Source organism: Jatrophihabitans sp. YIM 134969 (assembly GCF_054456675.1).
Map to the genome: position 1 here is coordinate 109,408 of NZ_JBTJEQ010000005.1, position 19,185 is coordinate 128,592.

15 protein-coding genes are annotated in these 19,185 nt (G+C 71.3%); 11 read left to right on the plus strand and 4 right to left on the minus strand.

Annotation, left to right across the window (positions count from 1 at the left end):
• Positions 1 to 2: 2 nt before the first annotated feature.
• Both ACXR2U_RS04690 and ACXR2U_RS04695 read left to right on the plus strand, forming a co-directional pair.
• On the plus strand, positions 3 to 1,532 hold the full coding sequence (locus ACXR2U_RS04690; RefSeq protein WP_458823772.1) for an acyl-CoA synthetase: 1,530 nt from the start codon (positions 3 to 5) through the stop codon (positions 1,530 to 1,532).
• Between the two features lie 21 nt (positions 1,533 to 1,553).
• Entirely contained in the window at positions 1,554 to 3,182 is a 1,629-nt protein-coding gene (locus tag ACXR2U_RS04695; protein ID WP_458823773.1) for a bifunctional 3'-5' exonuclease/DNA polymerase, read from the plus strand.
• An 8-nt stretch (positions 3,183 to 3,190) separates the two neighbouring features.
• Here ACXR2U_RS04695 and ACXR2U_RS04700 read toward each other — a convergent pair whose 3' ends face one another.
• Positions 3,191 to 4,612, minus strand: coding sequence for an HNH endonuclease signature motif containing protein (locus ACXR2U_RS04700; protein ID WP_458823774.1), 1,422 nt, complete (start codon positions 4,610 to 4,612; stop codon positions 3,191 to 3,193).
• Positions 4,613 to 5,655: 1,043 nt separating this feature from the next.
• A complete protein-coding gene (locus tag ACXR2U_RS04705) occupies positions 5,656 to 7,413 on the minus strand; it encodes a hypothetical protein (protein ID WP_458823775.1) in 1,758 nt (585 codons plus the stop codon).
• A gap of 252 nt (positions 7,414 to 7,665) precedes the next feature.
• Here ACXR2U_RS04705 and ACXR2U_RS04710 point away from each other — a divergent pair, with 252 nt between their 5' ends.
• The 6 genes from ACXR2U_RS04710 (at position 7,666) to ACXR2U_RS04735 (ending at position 13,861) form a co-directional block, all read left to right on the plus strand.
• Complete coding sequence (locus ACXR2U_RS04710) at positions 7,666 to 9,438, plus strand: acetolactate synthase large subunit (RefSeq protein WP_458823776.1); 1,773 nt, start codon at positions 7,666 to 7,668, stop codon at positions 9,436 to 9,438.
• Positions 9,435 to 10,154, plus strand: coding sequence for an aspartate/glutamate racemase family protein (locus ACXR2U_RS04715; protein ID WP_458823777.1), 720 nt, complete (start codon positions 9,435 to 9,437; stop codon positions 10,152 to 10,154). The genes ACXR2U_RS04710 and ACXR2U_RS04715 overlap by 4 nt, the downstream gene beginning before the upstream one ends.
• Positions 10,151 to 10,681: an acetolactate synthase small subunit gene (gene ilvN, locus ACXR2U_RS04720; protein ID WP_458823778.1), complete on the plus strand. Its 531-nt coding sequence runs from the start codon at positions 10,151 to 10,153 to the stop codon at positions 10,679 to 10,681. Before ACXR2U_RS04715 ends, ilvN begins: the two co-directional genes overlap by 4 nt.
• Positions 10,682 to 10,705: 24 nt before the next feature.
• Positions 10,706 to 11,734, plus strand: a complete 1,029-nt coding sequence (gene ilvC, locus ACXR2U_RS04725) for a ketol-acid reductoisomerase (RefSeq protein ID WP_458823779.1) — start codon at positions 10,706 to 10,708, stop codon at positions 11,732 to 11,734.
• A 103-nt stretch (positions 11,735 to 11,837) separates the two neighbouring features.
• The gene (locus ACXR2U_RS04730; RefSeq protein WP_458823780.1) at positions 11,838 to 13,520 is read left to right on the plus strand and encodes a sodium:solute symporter family protein; all 1,683 of its coding nucleotides are present in this window, start codon (positions 11,838 to 11,840) and stop codon (positions 13,518 to 13,520) included.
• A gap of 26 nt (positions 13,521 to 13,546) precedes the next feature.
• On the plus strand, positions 13,547 to 13,861 hold the full coding sequence (locus tag ACXR2U_RS04735; RefSeq protein ID WP_458823781.1) for a hypothetical protein: 315 nt from the start codon (positions 13,547 to 13,549) through the stop codon (positions 13,859 to 13,861).
• Between the two features lie 51 nt (positions 13,862 to 13,912).
• Here ACXR2U_RS04735 and ACXR2U_RS04740 read toward each other — a convergent pair whose 3' ends face one another.
• Positions 13,913 to 15,076 (minus strand): benzoate/H(+) symporter BenE family transporter, encoded by a 1,164-nt coding sequence (locus ACXR2U_RS04740; protein ID WP_458823782.1) that lies wholly within the window; start codon positions 15,074 to 15,076, stop codon positions 13,913 to 13,915.
• 120 nt (positions 15,077 to 15,196) lie between these two features.
• Here ACXR2U_RS04740 and ACXR2U_RS04745 point away from each other — a divergent pair, with 120 nt between their 5' ends.
• The 3 genes from ACXR2U_RS04745 (at position 15,197) to cimA (ending at position 18,759) form a co-directional block, all read left to right on the plus strand.
• Positions 15,197 to 15,898 (plus strand): SDR family NAD(P)-dependent oxidoreductase, encoded by a 702-nt coding sequence (locus ACXR2U_RS04745; protein WP_458823783.1) that lies wholly within the window; start codon positions 15,197 to 15,199, stop codon positions 15,896 to 15,898.
• Positions 15,899 to 15,989: 91 nt separating this feature from the next.
• A complete protein-coding gene (locus ACXR2U_RS04750) occupies positions 15,990 to 17,009 on the plus strand; it encodes a 3-isopropylmalate dehydrogenase (RefSeq protein ID WP_458823784.1) in 1,020 nt (339 codons plus the stop codon).
• 157 nt (positions 17,010 to 17,166) lie between these two features.
• Entirely contained in the window at positions 17,167 to 18,759 is a 1,593-nt protein-coding gene (gene cimA / locus ACXR2U_RS04755) for a citramalate synthase (protein WP_458823785.1), read from the plus strand.
• A gap of 35 nt (positions 18,760 to 18,794) precedes the next feature.
• Here the strand turns inward: cimA and ACXR2U_RS04760 are convergent, their stop codons facing one another.
• Positions 18,795 to 19,076 carry a hypothetical protein gene (locus ACXR2U_RS04760; protein ID WP_458823786.1) on the minus strand — a complete coding sequence of 94 codons (282 nt, stop codon included), beginning with the start codon at positions 19,074 to 19,076 and terminating at the stop codon, positions 18,795 to 18,797.
• Between the last annotated feature and the right edge of the window lie 109 nt (positions 19,077 to 19,185).

Sequence of the window (19,185 nt, forward strand, 5' to 3'; positions counted from 1 at the left end):
GCATGCGCCTCGTCGACTACCTCGACAAGGGCGTCTCGCTCGGTCCCGACGCCCCGTGCCTCACCACCGACGGCGTCAGCCGGAACTACGCCGAGGTGCGGCAGACCGCGTCCCGGGTGTCGGCGGCCCTGGTGCGGCACGGGGTGGTGCCGGGCGCCACGGTCGCGATCCTCTCCGCCAACGACCCGACCGCGTTCACCTGCGTGTTCGGGGTCAGCGCCGCCGGCGCCGTGTGGTGCCCGATCAACCCCCGCAACGAGGCGGCGGAGAACCGCGAGCTGCTCGACCGCTTCGACTGTGTGGTGCTGGTGTTCCAGGCGGCGTTCGCCGAGCTGGTCGACGCGATCCGGGGCGACCTGCCGAAGCTGACCACGCTGGTCTGCCTCGACGCCGATCTCGGGTGGGCGCTGACGTGGGACGCGTTCCTCGGCGGCGACGACACCGCGGCCGCGGACTTCCCGAGCGTCGACGACGTCGCGATGATCGTCGGCACCGGCGGTACGACCGGTCGCCCCAAGGGGGTCGTGCTCACCGGGACGAACCTCGAGACGATGTCCTCGATCGTCCTGATGAGCTACCCCTTCGAGGGACGGCCGGTGTACCTGGCGCTCGCGCCGCTGACCCACGCGGCCGGAGTGCTCTGCTTCCCGGTGCTCGCCTTGGGCGGCGAGATCGTCATCATGCGCAAACCCGACGTCGGGGGATTCCTCGCGAACGTCGAGGAACACCGCGTCACCCACACCTTCCTGCCGCCGACGTTGATCTACATGGCCCTCGACCACCCGCGGCTGGGGGACACGGATCTGTCGTCGCTGCAGTGCTTCTGGTACGGCGCCGCACCGATGTCGACCTCGCGGCTGACCGAGGCGCTCACCCGCATCGGGCCGGTCATGGCGCAGCTGTTCGGACAGACCGAGGCGCCGATGATGATCTCGACGATGGCCCCGCGCGACCACTTCCACGCCGACGGCTCCATCGCCACCGAGCGGCTGGCCTCGGCGGGCCGGCCCGCGCCGTTGGTGACCGTCGGCATCATGGCCGAGGACGGCACGTGGGTGCCGCAAGGTGAACGCGGCGAGATCGTCGTCCGCAGTTCGTTGGTGATGCGGGGCTACCTGCACGATCCGGACGCCACGGCCGAGGCGTCGGCGCACGGGTGGCACCACACCGGCGACATCGGGTTCCTCGGCGAGGACGGCTACCTCTTCATCGTCGACCGCGCGAAGGACATGGTGATCAGCGGCGGGTTCAACGTGTACTCCAGCGAGGTCGAGCAGGCCGTCATGGCCCATCCGGCGGTCGCGGACTGTGCGGTGGTGGGACTGCCCGACGACAAGTGGGGCGAGCGGGTGACGGCCGTCATCCAGCTGCGGCCGGGTGCGGAGCTCGACCCGGGCGAGCTCACCGCGTTCGTCAAGGAACGGATCGGCAGCGTGAAGGCGCCCAAGCAGATCGAGGTGTGGCCCGACCTGCCGCGCTCGAAGGTCGGTAAGGTGCTCAAGACCGAGATCAAGCGGGAACTCTCGTCGTAGCTGCTGTCTAGAGTCCGCCGGGTGGCGACGTTCGTGCTCACCCGGCGCGACCCGGGGACCGTCGCCGTCGCCGAGGTCGGCGGCGCGACCGTCGATGTGGCCGCGGGCGACCTCGCCGGCTGGGTGGCGGAGCGCGAGGCTCCGGGCACGCGCTGGGTGTGGGACGACACCGCCCGCTGGTACCCGGCGCTGCTGGCCGCGGGCGTGCGTGTTGCGCAGTGCACCGATCTGCGGTTGCAGCACGTGGTGCTGCGGCACTCACCGTGGGTGGACCAGGCGCTGTGGGACCCGGCCGACGCCGCCCGCTGGGACGCCCTCGAGCCGGCCGCGACGGCCGTCGAGGACACGCTGTTCGACGTCGCCGACCACGTCGCGTCGCTCGACGTCACCGCGGAGTTCGACCGCCAGCGGAGGGCCGTGGCGTCGTCGTCCGACCCCGGCCGGCTCACCCTGCTGCTCGCCGCCGAGAGCGCGGCCGCGCTCGCCGCCGCCGAGATGACCTTCGTCGGGCTGCCGTGGCGCGCCGACGTCCACCGCGCCCTCCTCGCCGACCTGCTGGGCGAGCGCCCACGCGCGGGGGAGCGGCCGCCGAAGCTCGAGCCGCTGGTGGACCAGGCCCGCGCGGCACTCGGGGCGCCCGGACTCAACCCCGACTCGCCGGCCGATCTGCTAACCGCGCTGCGCCGGGCGGGTCTCGACGTCACCGACACCCGTTCGTGGACGCTCGAACGCGTCGACCACCCGGCGGTGGCGCCGCTGCTCGAGTACCGCCGGTTGATGCGCCTGCACACGGCGAACGGGTGGCACTGGCTCGACACCTGGGTGCGCGACGGCCGGTACCGCACGCGCTACCTGCCCGGCGGCGTGGTCACCGGTCGCTGGGCCGCGACCGGCGGTGGCGCGTTGTCGCTGCCCGGGCCGCTGCGGCCCAGCGTCGTCGCCGACGACGGCTGGCGCCTCGTCGTGGCCGACGTCGCCCAACTCGAACCCCGTGTCCTCGCCGCCATGGCAGGCGACCTCGACATGGCGCGCGCCGCCCGGGGCGCCGATCTCTACCAGGGCCTGGTCGACGCCGGTGCGGTCGAGACGCGTGCCGACGCCAAGGTCGGCATGCTCGGTGCGATGTACGGCGGGACCTCCGGCGACAGCGGCCGGATCGTGGAGCGGCTGAAACGTCGTTTCCCGCGGGCCTTCGACACCGTCGAGGCCGCCGCCCGCGCCGGCGAGCGCGGCGAGGTCGTGCACAGCCGCCTGGGTCGCGGCTCGCCCCGACCCACCGCGACGTGGGTGGGGCGCCTGCCCGCCGACGAGGCCGAGGCTGCGGCCGACCGCCGCGACGCCCGCTCCTGGGGCCGGTTCACCCGCAACTTCGTGGTGCAGGGCACCGGCGCGGAGTGGGCGCTGTGCTGGCTGGCCACGCTGCGCCGGTCGCTGTGGGAGCTCGGCACGGGCCCGCTGCCGGAGCGCCCGCACCTGGTGTTCTTCCTGCACGACGAAGTCGTGGTCCACACCCCGGCCCCTCTCGCCGACGCCGTGGTCGAGGCGGTGCAAGCCGCCGCGCTCGACGCGACCCGCCTGCTGTTCGCGGACTTCCCGCTCGAGTTCCCGCTCGACGTCGCGGTCGTCGAGGCGTACGACCAGGCCGGTTGACGTACTGCTCACACCGTTGCGTTGCGCAACGGTGTTCGGGTGGGGTCGACGTCGGGTGGTGGTGTCCACCACGGCACGCCGTCTTGCATCTCGCAGGTCCAGCCCCAGCGCCCGAAGTTGCGGTGGTGGTGACCGCACAGCAGGGTGAGGTTGTCGATCTCGGTCTCACCGTCGAACAGCCAGTCCAGGACGTGATGTCGTTGGCACCACTGCGGTGGGATCCGACAGCCGGGGAAGCTGCAGTGCTCATCTCTTGCGATGAGCGCTTTGGTCTGTCCGGGGCTGGCGAGCCGTCTCGTCCGACCGTGACTGAGGACGCCGCCGGCGTCGTTGAGGACGACGGGGATGACCTCGGCTTCGGCGGCCAGGTTCAGCAGTTCGGCCACCGACATGTCCCCGCCGTGGCTGGTATGCACCCGGCCGGTGCGGGTCTCGAGGTCGTGCACGGTCATGGTGACGACGAGGGTGGTGGGGACGCCGCCGGAGTCGGGCAGGGTGCCGGAGCGCAGGAACCGGTCGCAGAGTTCTTCGAGGGCGTCGTGCAGGCGGACGTCGGCGGGGCGGGTGTCGGGGCCGTGACCGTCGTCGGGTCGCGGGGCCGCGAGGGGACTCAGGACGGTCTGCAGCTTCGCGAACAGCCCGGCAGTCAGGTCCCCGTGGGCGGCGCACGCGCCGTCGTCGTGCTGCGTGAGCCGTAACGAGCGGCGGCGGCGCTGTCGCTCGTCGCGGGGCGCCGGTCCGTCCTGGTCGAGCCGGTCGCGGATGTCCCGCCCGAGCTGCGCCACATCGGACGCGTCGTACACCCGGGCGACCTTCAGCAGGGCCTGCTCGGCCGCGTCGACGACCTCAACCGGGAGTCCGACCGGGAGGGCGGTCAGGGCCCGGTCGATGGTGTGGGCGTGGTCCGCGGTGATCAACCCCGCGCTCTGGGCGGCGGCAACGTGCGGACGCACAGGTGGCAGTGGTTCGCCGGTCAACGTCACGCGCGGGGCGCAGCCGTTGGCGGTGCGCACGCGTCGTTTCGCCTCCGCGGGCCGGATGCGGAGCGCGCCGGCCAGCCAGGCGGCGGTGGAGCGGGCGCCGGTGCGTTCGATGGTGTCGGGTCGTCGTTCGATCTCCGCGATCAGGACTTGATCGCAGGAAGCGATGACGTTGACGGCGGCCTGCAGTTCGTGGACCGCATCCAGGACCTCGTGCCCCTCGGCCTCGCGAACCGCGGCGGGGATCAGCACGGCCAGCTTGTCGACCTGAGCGCGCAGGGCTGCGACCTGGTCGAGCATCGACAGCGGCTTGCTGCCGTCAGCTTCGACGGCGTCCATCGCGGCGAGGATGGCTTTGGCCTGGTCGGAGAGCACGAATCCGTCGTCGGTCTCGAGGAAGACCGGCTCGCACGGCACCCAGTTGTCGAGGGCCGTCAACGATTCGTGCATGTGTTCGAGTCTACCAGTCGAACCCGAAAGGTCAATGCTTTGCTGCTGATTCTCCGGCCGCCGGCTCCGATGGGGATCGGTTCCGAGGGAACTGCGATGAGGGTTCCCGACTCCCGTCGGTGGTGCGGTGGACCAGTCCGTCCTGCGGTGTCGACACGAGTCCCGCTTCCTGTTTGCCTGCTTGTGGTGCTGTTCCGACAAGCGCGCGAGGTGACCACGAGCAGGCAGACGGCGAGCGGCGCGCGCGCCGAGAGCGGGAGACGGTCTGGTCCGGTCGACCATCCACGGGAGTCGGGTACCCCTACTCGCACTTCTCTCGAAAACCAACCCTCGCGCAACCGGCGCTGACGAACGGGGAACTGCTCACGCATCGCGTGTCCGCGACGGTCACGCCGGGCACCAGTTCCGAGAGAACTGCGATGAGGGTGCCCGACCTGACGGCATGGTCGATGGGACCAGACCAGCTCCCGCTCTCGGCGCACCCGCCGCGCGCCGTTCACCTGGCTGTGGTCACCGCCCGCTCTTCTCGGAACAGCACTGCAAGCAGGTAGGCGGGAAACGGAACCGCCAGCCGACCGCGGGAGACGGTCTGGTCCAGTCGACCATCCACGGGAGTCGGGTACCCCTACTCGCAGTTCTCTCGAAACCCAACCCTCGCGCAACCGCCGCTGACGAACGGAGAACTGCTCACGCATCGCGTGTCCGCCAAGGTCACGCCGTGCACCAGTTCCGAGAGAACTGCGATGAGGGTCCCCGACCTGACGGCATGGTCGACTGGACCAGACCAGCTCCCGCTCTCGGCGCACCCGCCGCGCGCCGTTCGCCTGCCTGTGGTCACCGCCCGCTCTTGTCGGCAGAGCACCACAACCAGGTAGACGGCCAGCGCAGGGTGACTCGACATCGCAGGGCGGACTGGTCCACGGCACCACCCACGGGAGTCGGGTACCGCTACTCGTAGTTCTCTCGAAACCGGCTCACTGTGCAACAGCAGGCGGCCCTCGCAACAGCGAGCCTCTCAGAGGCTGGCGGCGCGGGGTCGGTGACTAGGGAACCAGGCCCACCACGAGGCTGCCGGGGCCGAAGGGGGCGTTGCCGCAGCGGACGGCGACGCCGCCGGGTCCGGCGAGCGCGAGGGCCGAGCCGTCACCTCCGACCGTCGCGCAGTCCTGGAGAGGGAGGGCGGAGGTGCCGTTCTTCGCGTCCTCGACGGACAACCCGGCGGTACCGAACTCGAGGCGGGCCTGGGTCAGCGCGACCGTCGCCGACGGCAGTGTGTTCGGGCTGGTGGCGAGGACGCTGCCGCTGTGGACGTCGAGGACGACCGTCTGACCGGTGCCGTCCATGCGCGACACCGAGACGCGGCCGTCGACCGGCGAGACGTCGATCGACGTCAGGTCCCCGAGGGTCTGCGCCCACGCCACCCGGCCGGTGGCGACGGTGACGCCGTAGACCGTTGCGGGGTGCAACGACGAGGTGGCGGCAGCCGTCGGGACGACGGCGACGACCGTGTCGAGCCACGGCAGGAACGTGGTCGGGCCCGCGGTGCGCTCGGCGGGCAGCGCCACCACCCGGTCGTTCGAGGGGCCGTTGATCGCGTCGACCAGCCACACACTCGGGAGCCCGTCGCAGTCCAGTGCCAGGACGACGTCGTTGCCGACGCCCGCGGCCTGCATCGAGCCGGGGACGGCTGTGAGCGGGTCGTACGGGGTCCGCGCGACCAGACGGCCCGGCTCGGGTGCGGGCGGCAGTTGCACCGCGGCGTTGCTGCCGTCACGGCATCGGGGGAGCGGTCGGGTCCAGATGGTGACGCCGGTGGTCGCGTCGAGGCCGCGGACACTGTCGCCGTCGGTGACCAGTCCGAAACCCTCGGTCCACCACCGCACGGCGTCGAGGGCGGACGACGGCTGCAGGATCCGGCCGTCCTCGGTGCCGAGGTAGAGGTACGTGGCCGGTCCGGTGCGGGCGTCGCCGCCGTAGCGAGGTCCGCGCAGGGTCACGCGCACGATGGAGTTGTTGCCGTCGAGCGCGGCGAGCGTCGGACCGTTGCACCGGGTCGTCCGGGCCGACGACCACACCGCGTCGCCCGTCCCGGCGTCGAGCGCCCGGACGTCGAGGCGGCACCGCCCGCTGTCGTTGGTCTCCTCGGCCACCACGACCCGACCGCCCAGGACGGCCGAGGTCGACCCGGGGCCGAAGTCCTGCCGCCAGGCCACCCGCGTGACGGTGGCGGGGCCGGGGGACTCGGAGAACGTCGAGGGGGAGGAGCCGTCCACGACGTGCCCGGCCCACCCCGGCGCCACCACAGCGCCGGTGACCACGAGTGCCACCGGCACCACCACGGCCACCGCGAGGGTCAGCAGGTCGGCCCGGGTGTGGCGGACCGGCGCCAGCGTCGCCGCGACGAGCAGCGCGCCCGTGACCGTGGTGGCGACGGTCGAGACGATCGCCCACCACCCGGCGTCACGGGGGAAGACCTGCGCGGTCGTCACCGCGAGGACGGCCACGAGCGCGACCGCGCCCACAGCGGTGAGGACCACGCCCGCGATGAGTGCGACACGGGCGGGGCGGCGACGGACCAGCACGACCGTCACGACCGCGGCGAGGGCGGCGACGCCCACCGCGACCACGTGGGCCACGGGCGTCGCGTCGGACAACGCGGCGGCGCGGCCGACCCCCGTGTCGCCCCACGGCCGGATCAGCGCGAGCACCCAGGCGGCCACGGCGACCAGCGCCGTGACCCCGGCCGCCGGCGCGAGGGGTGAGGGTGTCGACGGCCCGGGCCGTGCCGGAGCGTCCGTCATGGTCACGGATTGTGCCGGAACGGACGCCGTCCCAGCATGTGGACACCACGTCCCACTCTGTGTGTCCTGCGGTCGACACCGGTTGCGGGGGGAGGTAGTGTCTGGCTCGTGCGTCACCTCGTACTCATCCATCAGCGTCTTGCATGAGCCGACCGCTCACGCAAGACGCTGAACCCTCTGTGCTCCGGCACAGGGGGTTTTTTGTTGCACGTCCGACCACACGCCGAGCCTGATTCCTCTGCAGGAGATGTCATGACCGCCGCCTCGAACCCGGCCGACCAGTCCGTCACCGGAGCCCAGTCGCTGGTGCGTTCGCTGGAGGAGGTCGGGGCCGACGTCGTGTTCGGGATCCCCGGGGGAGCGATCCTCCCGGCGTACGACCCGCTGTACGACTCCACCAGGGTCCGGCACATCCTCGTCCGCCACGAGCAGGGCGCAGGACACGCCGCAGAGGGTTACGCGCAGGTCACCGGGCGCGCCGGGGTGTGCATCGCCACCTCGGGCCCCGGTGCCACGAACCTCGTGACGCCCATCGCTGACGCCTACATGGACTCGGTCCCGATGGTCGCGATCACGGGGCAGGTCGGGCGCAGCTTCATCGGCACCGACGCCTTCCAGGAAGCCGACATCACCGGCCTCACCCTGCCGATCACCAAGCACAACTTCCTCGTGCAGGACCCCGCGGCGATCCCGCGGACCATCGCCGAGGCGTTCCACCTGGCCACCACCGGCCGGCCGGGTCCCGTGCTGGTCGACCTGCCCAAGGACGTCCTGCAGGCCGCGACCTCGTTCTCGTGGCCGCCGACCCTCGACCTGCCCGGCTACCGCCCGGTCACCAAGCCGCACGGCAAGCAGGTCCGCGAGGCCGCGAAGCTCATCGCCGGCGCCCGCCGCCCGGTGCTCTACGTCGGTGGCGGCGTCATCAAGGCCGAGGCCAGCGCCCAGCTGCGGGAACTCGCCGAGCTCACCGGCATCCCCGTGGTCACCACCCTGATGGCGCGCGGTGCGTTCCCGGACTCCCACCGCCAGCACCTCGGCATGCCCGGCATGCACGGGACGGTCGCGGCCGTCACCGCGCTGCAGAAGGCCGACCTGCTCATCGCGCTCGGTACCCGCTTCGACGACCGCGTGACCGGCCGGCTCGACACCTTCGCCCCCGACGCCGCCGTGATCCACGCCGACATCGACCCGGCCGAGATCGGCAAGAACCGCGCGGCCGACGTCCCGATCGTCGGCGACGCGCGCGAGGTCATCACCGAGCTGCTCGCGGCCGTCCGCGCCGAGTTCGCCGCGGGCCACCAGGCCGACCTCGGCGGTTGGTGGCAGCGCATCGACGGCTGGCGCGACACCTACCCGCTCGGCTACGACGAGCCGGTCGACGGCACGCTCGCGCCGCAGTACGTGATCGAGCGGCTGTCCTCGATCGCCGGGCCCGAGGCGGTGTACGTCTCCGGCGTCGGCCAGCACCAGATGTGGGCCGCCCAGTTCGTGCAGTACGAGAACCCGCGCACCTGGCTCAACTCCGGCGGCGCCGGGACCATGGGCTACGCGGTCCCCGCCGCGATGGGCGCGAAGGTGGGCGCTCCGGAGAAGTTGGTCTGGGCCATCGACGGCGACGGGTGCTTCCAGATGACCAACCAGGAGCTCGCGACCTGCGCGATCGAGGGCATCCCGATCAAGGTCGCCCTCATCAACAACGGCAACCTCGGCATGGTCCGCCAGTGGCAGACGCTGTTCTACGACAAGCGCTACAGCAACACCGAACTCGGCACCCACCACAAGAAGCGCGTGCCCGACTTCGTCAAGCTGTCCGAGGCGCTCGGGTGCGTGGGGCTGCGGTGCGAGAGCGCGGCCGACGTCGACGCCACGATCGAGAAGGCCATGGCGATCGACGACGCCCCGGTGGTCGTCGACTTCACCGTCGGCAAGGACGCCATGGTGTGGCCGATGGTCGCCGCCGGCGCGAGCAACGACGACATCCAGGCCGCCCGCGACGTCCGGCCCGACTTCAGCGAGAACACGTGAGTGCGGCCGACCCCGCCACCTGGCGGCGGCTGGGTCTCATCGGTGGCACGAGCTGGGTCTCCAGTGAGCACTACTACCGGGTCCTGAACTCGAGCGTCTCCGCCGCGGCCGGTGGGTTGCACAGCGCACCGGTCACGCTGTGGTCCGTCGAGTTCGGCGAGATGGCCCGGCTGCAGCACGACGAGGACTGGCCGGGGGTCGGGCGCGTGTTGGCCGACGCCGCGCGGCGCCTGGTCGACGCCGGCTGCGAGGGCATCGCCCTCGGGGCGAACACCACCCACATCGTGGCCGACGACGTCCGGGCCGTGATCGGCGATGCGACGTTCGTCGACCTGGTCGACGCCACCGCCGACGCCGTGGCGGGGCACCGGAAGGTCGGCCTGCTCGGCACCGGGTTCACCATGCGCAGCAGCATGTTCCCGGACCGGCTGGGTGCACGGGGGATCGAGGTCGTCGTGCCGTCCACCGACGACCAGCAGCGGGTGCACGACATCGTCTACGACGAGCTCGCCCGCGACGTCGTCTCGGCCGCGTCGAAGACCTTCTACCTCGACGTCGTCGAGAAGCTGGTCGCCGAAGGGGCGGAGGCCGTCATCCTCGGCTGCACCGAGCAGAACCTGCTGCTGCACGACGGCGACGCCGCCGTGCCGTTCGTCGACACGACAACGGTGCACTGTGCAGCGTTGACCTCGTTCATGTTGGGAGAGGACCGATGAGCCTGCACACCCTGTCGGTGCTGGTCGAGGACAAGCCCGGCGTGCTCGCCCGGGTCTCCGGCCTGTTCAGCCGCCGCAGCTTCAACATCAGCTCACTCGCGGTCGGCCCGACCGAGCACCCGGCGATCTCGCGGATCACGATCGTTGTCGAGGTCGAGGGAGAGAGCAACGCCCTCGAGCAGGTCACCAAGCAGCTCAACAAGCTGGTCAACGTGCTCAAGATCGTCGAGTTGGAGCGCAGCCAGGCCGTCGAGCGCGAGCTGCTGCTCATCAAGGTGCGGGCCGACGACTCCACCCGCCGCGGGGTGTTGGAGACCGTCGAGCTGTTCAAGGCCAAGGTCGTGGACGTCGGCACGGAGGCCCTGACGATCGAGGTCACCGGCCCCCGCGACAAGCTCGCCGCCATGGTGAAGATGCTCGAGCCCTACGGTATCCGTGAGCTCGTGCAGTCCGGGGCCGTCGCGCTCGGCCGCGGTCCGCGTTCGATGATCCAAGCCACGCTGCGCTCGGTCGAGCGCAGCGCCTGACAGAACCAGAGGAGAACCACCAGCATGGCAGTCGAGATCTTCTACGACGACGACGCCGACCTCTCGCTCATCCAGGGCAAGAAGGTCGCGGTCCTCGGCTACGGCAGCCAGGGCCACGCCCACGCGCTGTCGCTGCGCGACTCGGGCGTCGACGTCCGTGTCGGGCTGCCCGAGACCTCCCGCAGCCGCGGCAAGGCCGAGGACGAGGGCCTGCGGGTGCTCACGCCCGCCGAGGCGTGCGCCGAGGCCGACGTCATCATGGTGCTCGCACCGGACCCCGCCCAGCGGGGCCTGTACGCCGAGGCCATCGAGCCGAACCTCGCCCCCGGCAAGACCATCATGTTCGGCCACGGCTTCAACATCCGGTACGGCTACATCAAGCCGCCGGCCGACGTCGACGTCTCCATGGTCGCCCCCAAGGGCCCGGGTCACCTGGTGCGTCGTCAGTTCGTCGACGGCAAGGGTGTGCCGGTGCTGGTCGCGGTCGAGCAGGACGCCAGCGGCTCGGCGTTCGACCTCGCGCTGTCGTACGCCAAGGCGATCGGTGGCACCCGCGCCGGCGCCATCAAGACCACCTTCACCGAGGAGACCGAGACCGACCTCTTCGGCGAGCAGGCCGTCCTCTGCGGTGGCATGTCGGCGCTGGTCATGGCGGGCTTCGAGACCCTCACCGACGCGGGCTACGCCCCGGAGATCGCCTACTTCGAGTGCCTGCACGAGCTCAAGCTCATCGTCGACCTCATGTACGAGGGCGGCATCGCCAAGCAGCGCTGGTCGGTCTCCGACACCGCCGAGTACGGCGACTACGTCTCCGGCCCGCGCGTGGTCGACGACCACGTCAAGGCGTCGATGAAGGGCATCCTCTCCGACATCCAGGACGGCACCTTCGCGGCCCGCTTCATCGCCGACCAGGACGCCGGCGCGCCCGAGTTCAAGCGGCTGCGCGCCGAGGGTGAGCAGCACCCGATCGAGGTCACCGGCGCCAAGCTGCGCGGGCTCATGAGCTGGGTCGAGAGCAGCGACGACTACACCGAGGGCACCGCCGCCCGCTGACGCACCCTGCAACGGTCACGCCCCGGGTCCCGTCGGACCCGGGGCGTAGCTGTCTGCCCACCCCGGTGTTGGGAATCGGGACAGAAGGGGGTAGGCAGGACGTGTGACAAGTACCGACGGTCTGCGGCTGTCCGTCAACGCGGTCGACTACGTCATCCTCATCGCGTACTTCGCGGTCGTCATCGCCATCGGTCTGCTCGCCCGCCGGGCCATCGCGACCTCGGACGACTTCTTCCTCTCGGGGCGCTCGCTGCCCGGGTGGATCACCGGTCTGGCGTTCGTCTCGGCGAACCTCGGCGCGATCGAGATCATCGGCAACGCGGCGAACGCCACCCAGTTCGGCATCTCGACGGTGCACTTCTACTGGATCGGCGCCGTCCCGGCCATGGTGTTCCTCGGCCTGGTGATGATGCCGTTCTACTACGGCAGCCGGGTGCACTCGGTGCCCGAGTACCTGCGCCGCCGGTTCAACAACGCCACCCACCTGTTCAACGGCCTGACCTTCGCGGCCTCGGGTGTGCTCACCGCCGGCGTCAACCTGTACGCCCTGGCCCTGGTCATCAAGGCGTTGCTCGGCTGGTCGCTCTGGCTGGCCATCGTCGTCTCGGCGGCCATCGTGCTCGTGTACATCACCCTCGGCGGGTTGTCGGGCGCGATCTACAACGAGGTCCTGCAGTTCTTCATGATCATCGCGGGCCTGGTGCCGCTGGTCGTGGTCGGCCTGGTCAAGGTCGGCGGCTGGAACGGTCTCAAGGACAAGATCGCGACGATGGACGACGGCCCGGCCAAGCTCGCCACCTGGGCCGGGACCCACGTCGGCACGCCGACCAACCCGCTGGGCGACTGGATCGGCATCGTGTTCGGGCTCGGGTTCGTGCTGAGCTTCGGCTACTGGACGACCAACTTCGCCGAGGTCCAGCGCGGCCTGTCGGCCCGTGACCTCTCGGCCGCCCGGCGCACGCCGCTCATCGGCGCGTTCCCCAAGATCTTCATCCCGATCATCACCGTCATCCCGGGCCTCATCGTGCTGTCGCTGCTCGGCGACAAGATCGGCACGGGGCCGAACGCGATGTACACCTACAACGACGCCATCCCGTACCTCATCCAGGACATCCTCCCGAACGGCGTGCTCGGGTTGGCGCTCACCGGTCTGCTGGCCGCCTTCATGGCCGGCATGGCCGCGAACATCTCCTCGTTCAACACCGTCTGGACCTACGACGTCTGGCGGGCTTACGTCGTCAAGGACCGCAGCGACCGTTACTACCTCTCGGTGGGGCGCTGGGTCACGGTCATCGGGGTCGCGATCGGCGTCGGGACGGCGTTCATCGCCTCCGGCTTCAGCAACCTGTTCACCTACATCCAGTTGTTGTTCTCGTTCTTCAACGCCCCGCTGTTCGCGACCTTCCTGCTGGGTCTGTTCTGGAAGCGGATGTCGCCGTGGGCGGGCTTCTGGGGTCTGGTCACCGGCACCCTGGGCGCGGTCATCGCCCACTTCTCGTTCGTCGGCTGGATCAACGGCTCGGGGATCCTCGTGCACATCGAGTCCTCGCAGAGCCAGAACTTCTACCAGGCCATCGTGGCGTTCGTCGTCGACCTCGTGGTCTCGATCGGGGTCACGCTGGTGACCGCGCCCAAGCCGGAGAAAGAACTCGACGGCCTGGTCTGGGGCAAGGCGCCGACCGACCTCGTCGACACCAGCAGTGACCACTGGTACACCAACGTGTGGGTGCTGGCCGGGATCATCGGGGTCCTGACCGTCGGCGCGAGCGTGCTGGTGACGGTGTGAGCGACACGGAGCGGAAGGGTGATCGCGTGAGCACCGACAAGACCACAGGGGGCGAGAGCAACGCCTCGAACCGGCTGTTCGACCTGCGCGAGCTCATCGCCGGGATCTTCATCGTGTTCGGGATCCTGCTGATCGTCGTCGGGGCCCTCGACGGCCAGGCGGAGCTGGACAAGGCGAGCGGCGTCCGCATCAACCTCTGGACCGGCATCGGCATGGTCGTCCTCGGCCTGGTGTTCGTGGCCTGGCGGCTGTGGCGCCCGCTCAAGCGCGAGGACCTCGTGCCGGACGACGACGGCGACGACACCGGCTCCGCCCCGCAGGACCCCCTCGCCGGCCACTGACCTTCGGAAACGACCGGATTCTGTGTTCTTCTGCGTCCGTGGGACGCAGGACTACACAGAATTCGGGGATGGTCGGCGGCGGAGCCAGAAGGTGACGACCAGACCGGCGAGCAGGCCCCACAGCGGCGCGCCGATCCCCGCGACCTGGATGCCCGAGGCGGTGACCAGGAACGTCAGGACACCCGCCTCGCGCGGGGTCCGACCGTCGTCGGCGACGGTCGCGGCGAGTGCGCCGCCGAGGGTGGCCAGCAGGGCGAGGCCCGCCACGGCTTCGACCAGGACGGCCGGTGCCACCGCGATGAACGAGCTCAACGCCCCCGCGGCGAGGCCGAACACGATGTAGATGCCGCCGGCGGTGGCGGCACCGATCCACCGGCGGGAGCGGTCGTCGCCGCCCTCGGGCCCGGCGCAGAGCGCGGCGCTGATCGCCGCGAGGTTGACCGCGATCGCCCCGAACGGGGCCGCGACGACCGTGGCGAGGCCGGTGTTGCGCAGGGCCGGCGCGAGCGGCGCCTCGTAGTCGAAGCTCTCGAGCACCGCCACGCCCGGCAGGTTCTGGGCGGCCATCGTCACCAGGTACAGCGAGACGCCCAGGGTGACGGCCGCGAACGCCGGGTGCGGTGCCGTCCAGGTCAGCACCGGCGCGAACGAACCGAACTCGGCGTCACGCGAGGTGACGCCGATCTCGACCAGCGCCACGACCAACGCCCCGGGCACCGCCCAGCGCCGTGCGAGCCGGGTCAGCGCCAGCCAGACGAGCACCACGGGGATGGCCAGTGCCGGCCGGTCCACGACCGCCCGCACCGGAGCCAGGCACAGCTCGAGCAGGACCCCGGCGAGCAGGCCGTTGGCGAGGGAGCGGGGGATGGCCGCCACGAGCCGGGAGAGCGCGGGCCACAGCCCTGTCACGAGCAGCAGCACCCCGCACAGCAGGAACGCGGCGATCGCCGTCCCGTACCCGCCGCTCAGGGCGCCGGTGGCGCCGAGCAGCGCCGCGCCGGGCGTGGACCACGCGATGCTCACCGGGATCCGCCGGCGCCAGCTCATGACGATCGCGACCAGGCCCATCGCGACCGACAGGGCGAGCAGCCCGGACGCCGCCTGCCGCTCGGTCGCGCCGACCGCCCGCAGCCCGGCCAACACCACAGTGAACGAACTGGTGAACCCGACGAGGGCGGTGATCAGGCCAGCGAGGTACGGCTGGCTGCGCTCCACGACGCGGAACCTATCGGTGTCGGACCGGACTCCTGGAGTCTGAGCGGTGCTGGGGACGCCTCCTGACCCGGCGCAGACTCCTGGAGTGCCGTGTCGGACCCGGGGTCCAGGATCGTGGGCGTGGACCTCACGGGGAAGGTCGTCGTCGTCACGGGCGGCGGGTCGGGGCTGGGGGCGGTCGTCGTCGCCGCGTTCGCCGGGTCGGGCGCCCGGGTGGTCGCCGTCGACCTCACACCCGGGCCGGGTGTCCTGACCGCCGACGTCACGACCGACGCCGGGCGGGCACGGCTGGTGCAGGCCGCCGAGGACCTCGGCGGGATCGACGTCCTCGTGAACAACGCCGGCGGCTGGTCGCGCGGTGGCGCGCAGTACCCCGCGGCCGATGCCGCGGCGTGGCGGGCCGCGCTGGAACTGGACCTGCTGACACCGATGGCGCTGACCCAGCTGTGCCTGCCGCAGCTGGCCCGGGGTGGGGGAGCGGTGGTCAACGTCGCGTCGAGCGCCGGTGTCGAGACCGGGGCGTACGGCTCGCCGGAGTACGGCGCGGCCAAGGCCGGGCTGATCCGGTTCACGACCGCGGTGGCCGACTGGCGCGAGCGGTTCGGGGTGCGCGTCACCTGCGTCGTGCCGGGGTGGATCGGGCTGCCCCGGGCGCAGCAGCAGTGGGCCGAGCTCCCGGAGGCCGAGCGTGCCGCCACGCCGCCGCTGGTGCCGCCGTCCGAGGTCGCCGCGCAGATCGTCCGGCTGGCTCGGGCCGACGACCTGGCCGGGCGGGTGGTGACGATGCTGGCGGGCGGTCGCGACCCTGTGCTGCTCCCGTGAGCGGTCCGCCCGGTGCTGGCGCCGCCGCCAAGACGACGCCAGCTCTTCCCACATCGTGGGACGTGGGATGGGATTCGCTACGGTCGGGCGCATGAAGCTCGCGGTCATCCCCGGCGACGGCATCGGTATCGAGGTCACGGCCGAGGCGGTCAAGGTGCTCGAAGCGGTCGGCGCGGGCGTCGACGCCACGCACTACGACCTCGGCGCGGCGTTCTGGCACCGCACCGGCGAGACGCTGCCGGACTCGGTCCTCGAGGAACTGCGCGGTCAGGACGCCATCCTGCTCGGCGCGATCGGCGATCCGTCCGTCCCCAGCGGTGTGCTCGAGCGCGGCCTGCTGTTGAAGCTGCGCTTCGCGCTGGACCACCACGTCAACCTGCGCCCGGCCAAGCTCTACCCCGGCGTCACCGGCCCGCTGGCGGGCGACCCCACCATCGACATGCTCGTGATCCGCGAGGGCACCGAGGGTCCGTACGCGGGGGTCGGCGGATCGTTGCGCACGGGAACGGTCCACGAGGTCGCCAACGAGGTCAGCGTCAACACCGCCTTCGGCATCGAGCGGGTCGTGCGCGACGCGTTCAGCCGCGCCCAGGCGCGTCCGCGCCGGCACCTCACGCTGGTGCACAAGACCAACGTGCTCGTGTTCGCCGGGGGTCTCTGGAAGAAGATCTTCGACCGGGTGGCGACCGAGTTCCCCGACGTGACGACCGCCTACCAGCACGTCGACGCCACGACGATCTTCTTCACCACCGACCCGGGTCGGTTCGACACCATCGTCACCGACAACCTGTTCGGCGACATCATCACCGACCTCGCCGCGGCGATCAGCGGTGGCATCGGCCTCGCGGCGAGCGGCAACCTCGACGTCTCGCGCATCAACCCCTCGATGTTCGAGCCGGTCCACGGCAGCGCACCCGACATCGCGGGCCAGGGCAAGGCCGACCCGACCGCGGCGGTGCTCTCGGCGGCGATGCTGCTCGAGCACGTCGGCGACCACGCGGCCGCGGCGAAGGTGGAAGCCGCGGTGGCGGCCGACCTCGCCGGCCGCGATCCGAAGGCGCCGGGATCGACCAGCGAGGTCGGCGACCGGCTCGCAGCAGCGGTGTCCTGAACGGTGATGCTGTGTCACACTGAGGCCGTGCGTCACTCCGCGATCATCATCATCGCCTAGCGCGTCGGCAGCCAGCACCACGCCGACGCGCTCAACCCTCCGCCCTCCGGGCGGGGGGTTTTCTGTTTGTCAGAGCCCGTGAGAACGAAGGACAGCCATGCAGACCGACCTCTTCCACGTCTTCGACACCACGCTGCGCGACGGTGCTCAGCGCGAGGGCATCAGCTACTCGGTGGGCGACAAGCTCGCCGTCGCCCGGCTGCTCGACCAGGTCGGTGTCGGGTTCATCGAGGGCGGCTGGCCGGGCGCGATGCCCAAGGACACCGAGTTCTTCGCGCGGGCGGCCGACGGCGAGCTCAAGCTCGAACACGCGCAACTCGTGGCGTTCGGCGCCACGCGCAAGGCCGGGGTGAGGGTCGAGGACGACGCCCAGGTGCGCGCGCTGCTCGACTCGCGTGCCCCGGTCGTCACCCTGGTCGCGAAGTCCGACGTGTGGCACGTCGAGCGGGCGTTGCGCACCACGCTCGAGGAGAACCTCGCGATGGTCGGCGACACCGTGTCGTTCCTGCGCGCCGAGGGGCGGCGGGTGTTCGTCGACTGCGAGCACTTCTTCGACGGCTACCGCCACGACCCCGACTACGGCGTGCGCGTGCTCGACGCCGCGATGGCCGCGGGCGCCGACGTCGGCGTCCTGTGCGACACCAACGGCGGCATGCTGCCGATGGGGATCCACGACGTCGTGACGGCCGTGCGGCAGCGCACGGGGATCCGGCTCGGCATCCACACCCAGGACGACACCGGCTGCGCGGTCGCCAACACGCTCGCCGCGGTCGACGCGGGCGTCACCCACGTGCAGGGCACGGCCAACGGGTACGGCGAGCGGGCCGGCAACGCCGACATCTTCGCGGTCATCGGAGGTCTGGTCACGAAGATGGGCCGTGACGTGCTGCCGACCGGGACGCTCCCCGAGATGTCGCGCGTCGCGCACGCCATCGCCGAGATCGCCAACCTGGCGCCGGATTCCCACGCCCCGTACGTGGGTGTCTCGGCGTTCGCCCACAAGGCCGGGCTGCACGCCTCGGCCATCAAGGTCAGCCCCGAGCTCTACAACCACCTCGACCCGTCGGTCGTCGGCAACGACCAGCGCATCCTCGTCACCGAGATGGCCGGGCGCGCCTCGGTCGAGTTGAAGTCGGCCGAACTGGGCGTCGACGTGTCCGGGCGGCCGGAGGTCGTCGGCTCGGTGGTGACGACGGTGAAGGAACGCGAAGCGGTCGGCTGGTCCTACGAGGCAGCCGACGCGTCGTTCGAACTGCTCGTGCGCGACGCGATGGGTGAGCCGGTCGAGCCGTTCGTCGTCGAGTCGTGGCGGGCGATCATCGACTCCTCACCGACGGGATCGGTGGTCGAGGCCACGGTCAAGGTGCACGCGGGCGGCCGCCGCGTCATCTCCACCGAGGAGGGCAACGGCCCGGTCCACGCCCTCGACCGCGCGCTCCGCTCGGCGCTGCGCTCGGCGTTCCCCCAGCTCGACGCGATGGAACTGGTCGACTACAAGGTGCGCATCCTGCCCGGCGCGGAGGAGGGCACGGACGCCGTGACGCGGGTGCTCATCACGACGTCCGACGGCGAACGGGAGTGGACCACCGTGGGCGTGCACTCGAACGTCATCGAGGCCTCGTGGCTCGCCCTGCACGACGCCGTGCGGTACGGCCTGGCGGCCGGGACCGCCGGTGCTGCCAGCGGCTGACGGGCGGGTCGACCCGCCGGGCTGACGCCGCGCGGTCAGCAGCCGGGCTGCTGCTGGCCGCACTGGCAGCCGCCACCGCAACCGCCGGAGGAGGCGCGCGGCGGGGCGACCTTCATCGAGCGCAGCAGGCCCACCGCGACCAGCCCGGTCAGCACCGCCGCGAGCAGCACGAACGCGGTGAGGAAACGGATCACCGAGTCGGTCTGCATGGTCCACGGCAGGACACCGACGGCGAGCAGGACGACGGCGAAGCCCGAGGCGACCCAGGCCGACCGGCGGCGGCGGTCGAGCGGAACGGTCGAGAGCGCGGAAGCCATGGGTCCAGTATCCACGCGGCTCAGTAGGGTCGGGGCGTGCGCATCGCCCGCTACGTCCACCCGGAGACCGTCGTCGACCACGGAGGGCCGGGAGGGGGTCCACTCACCG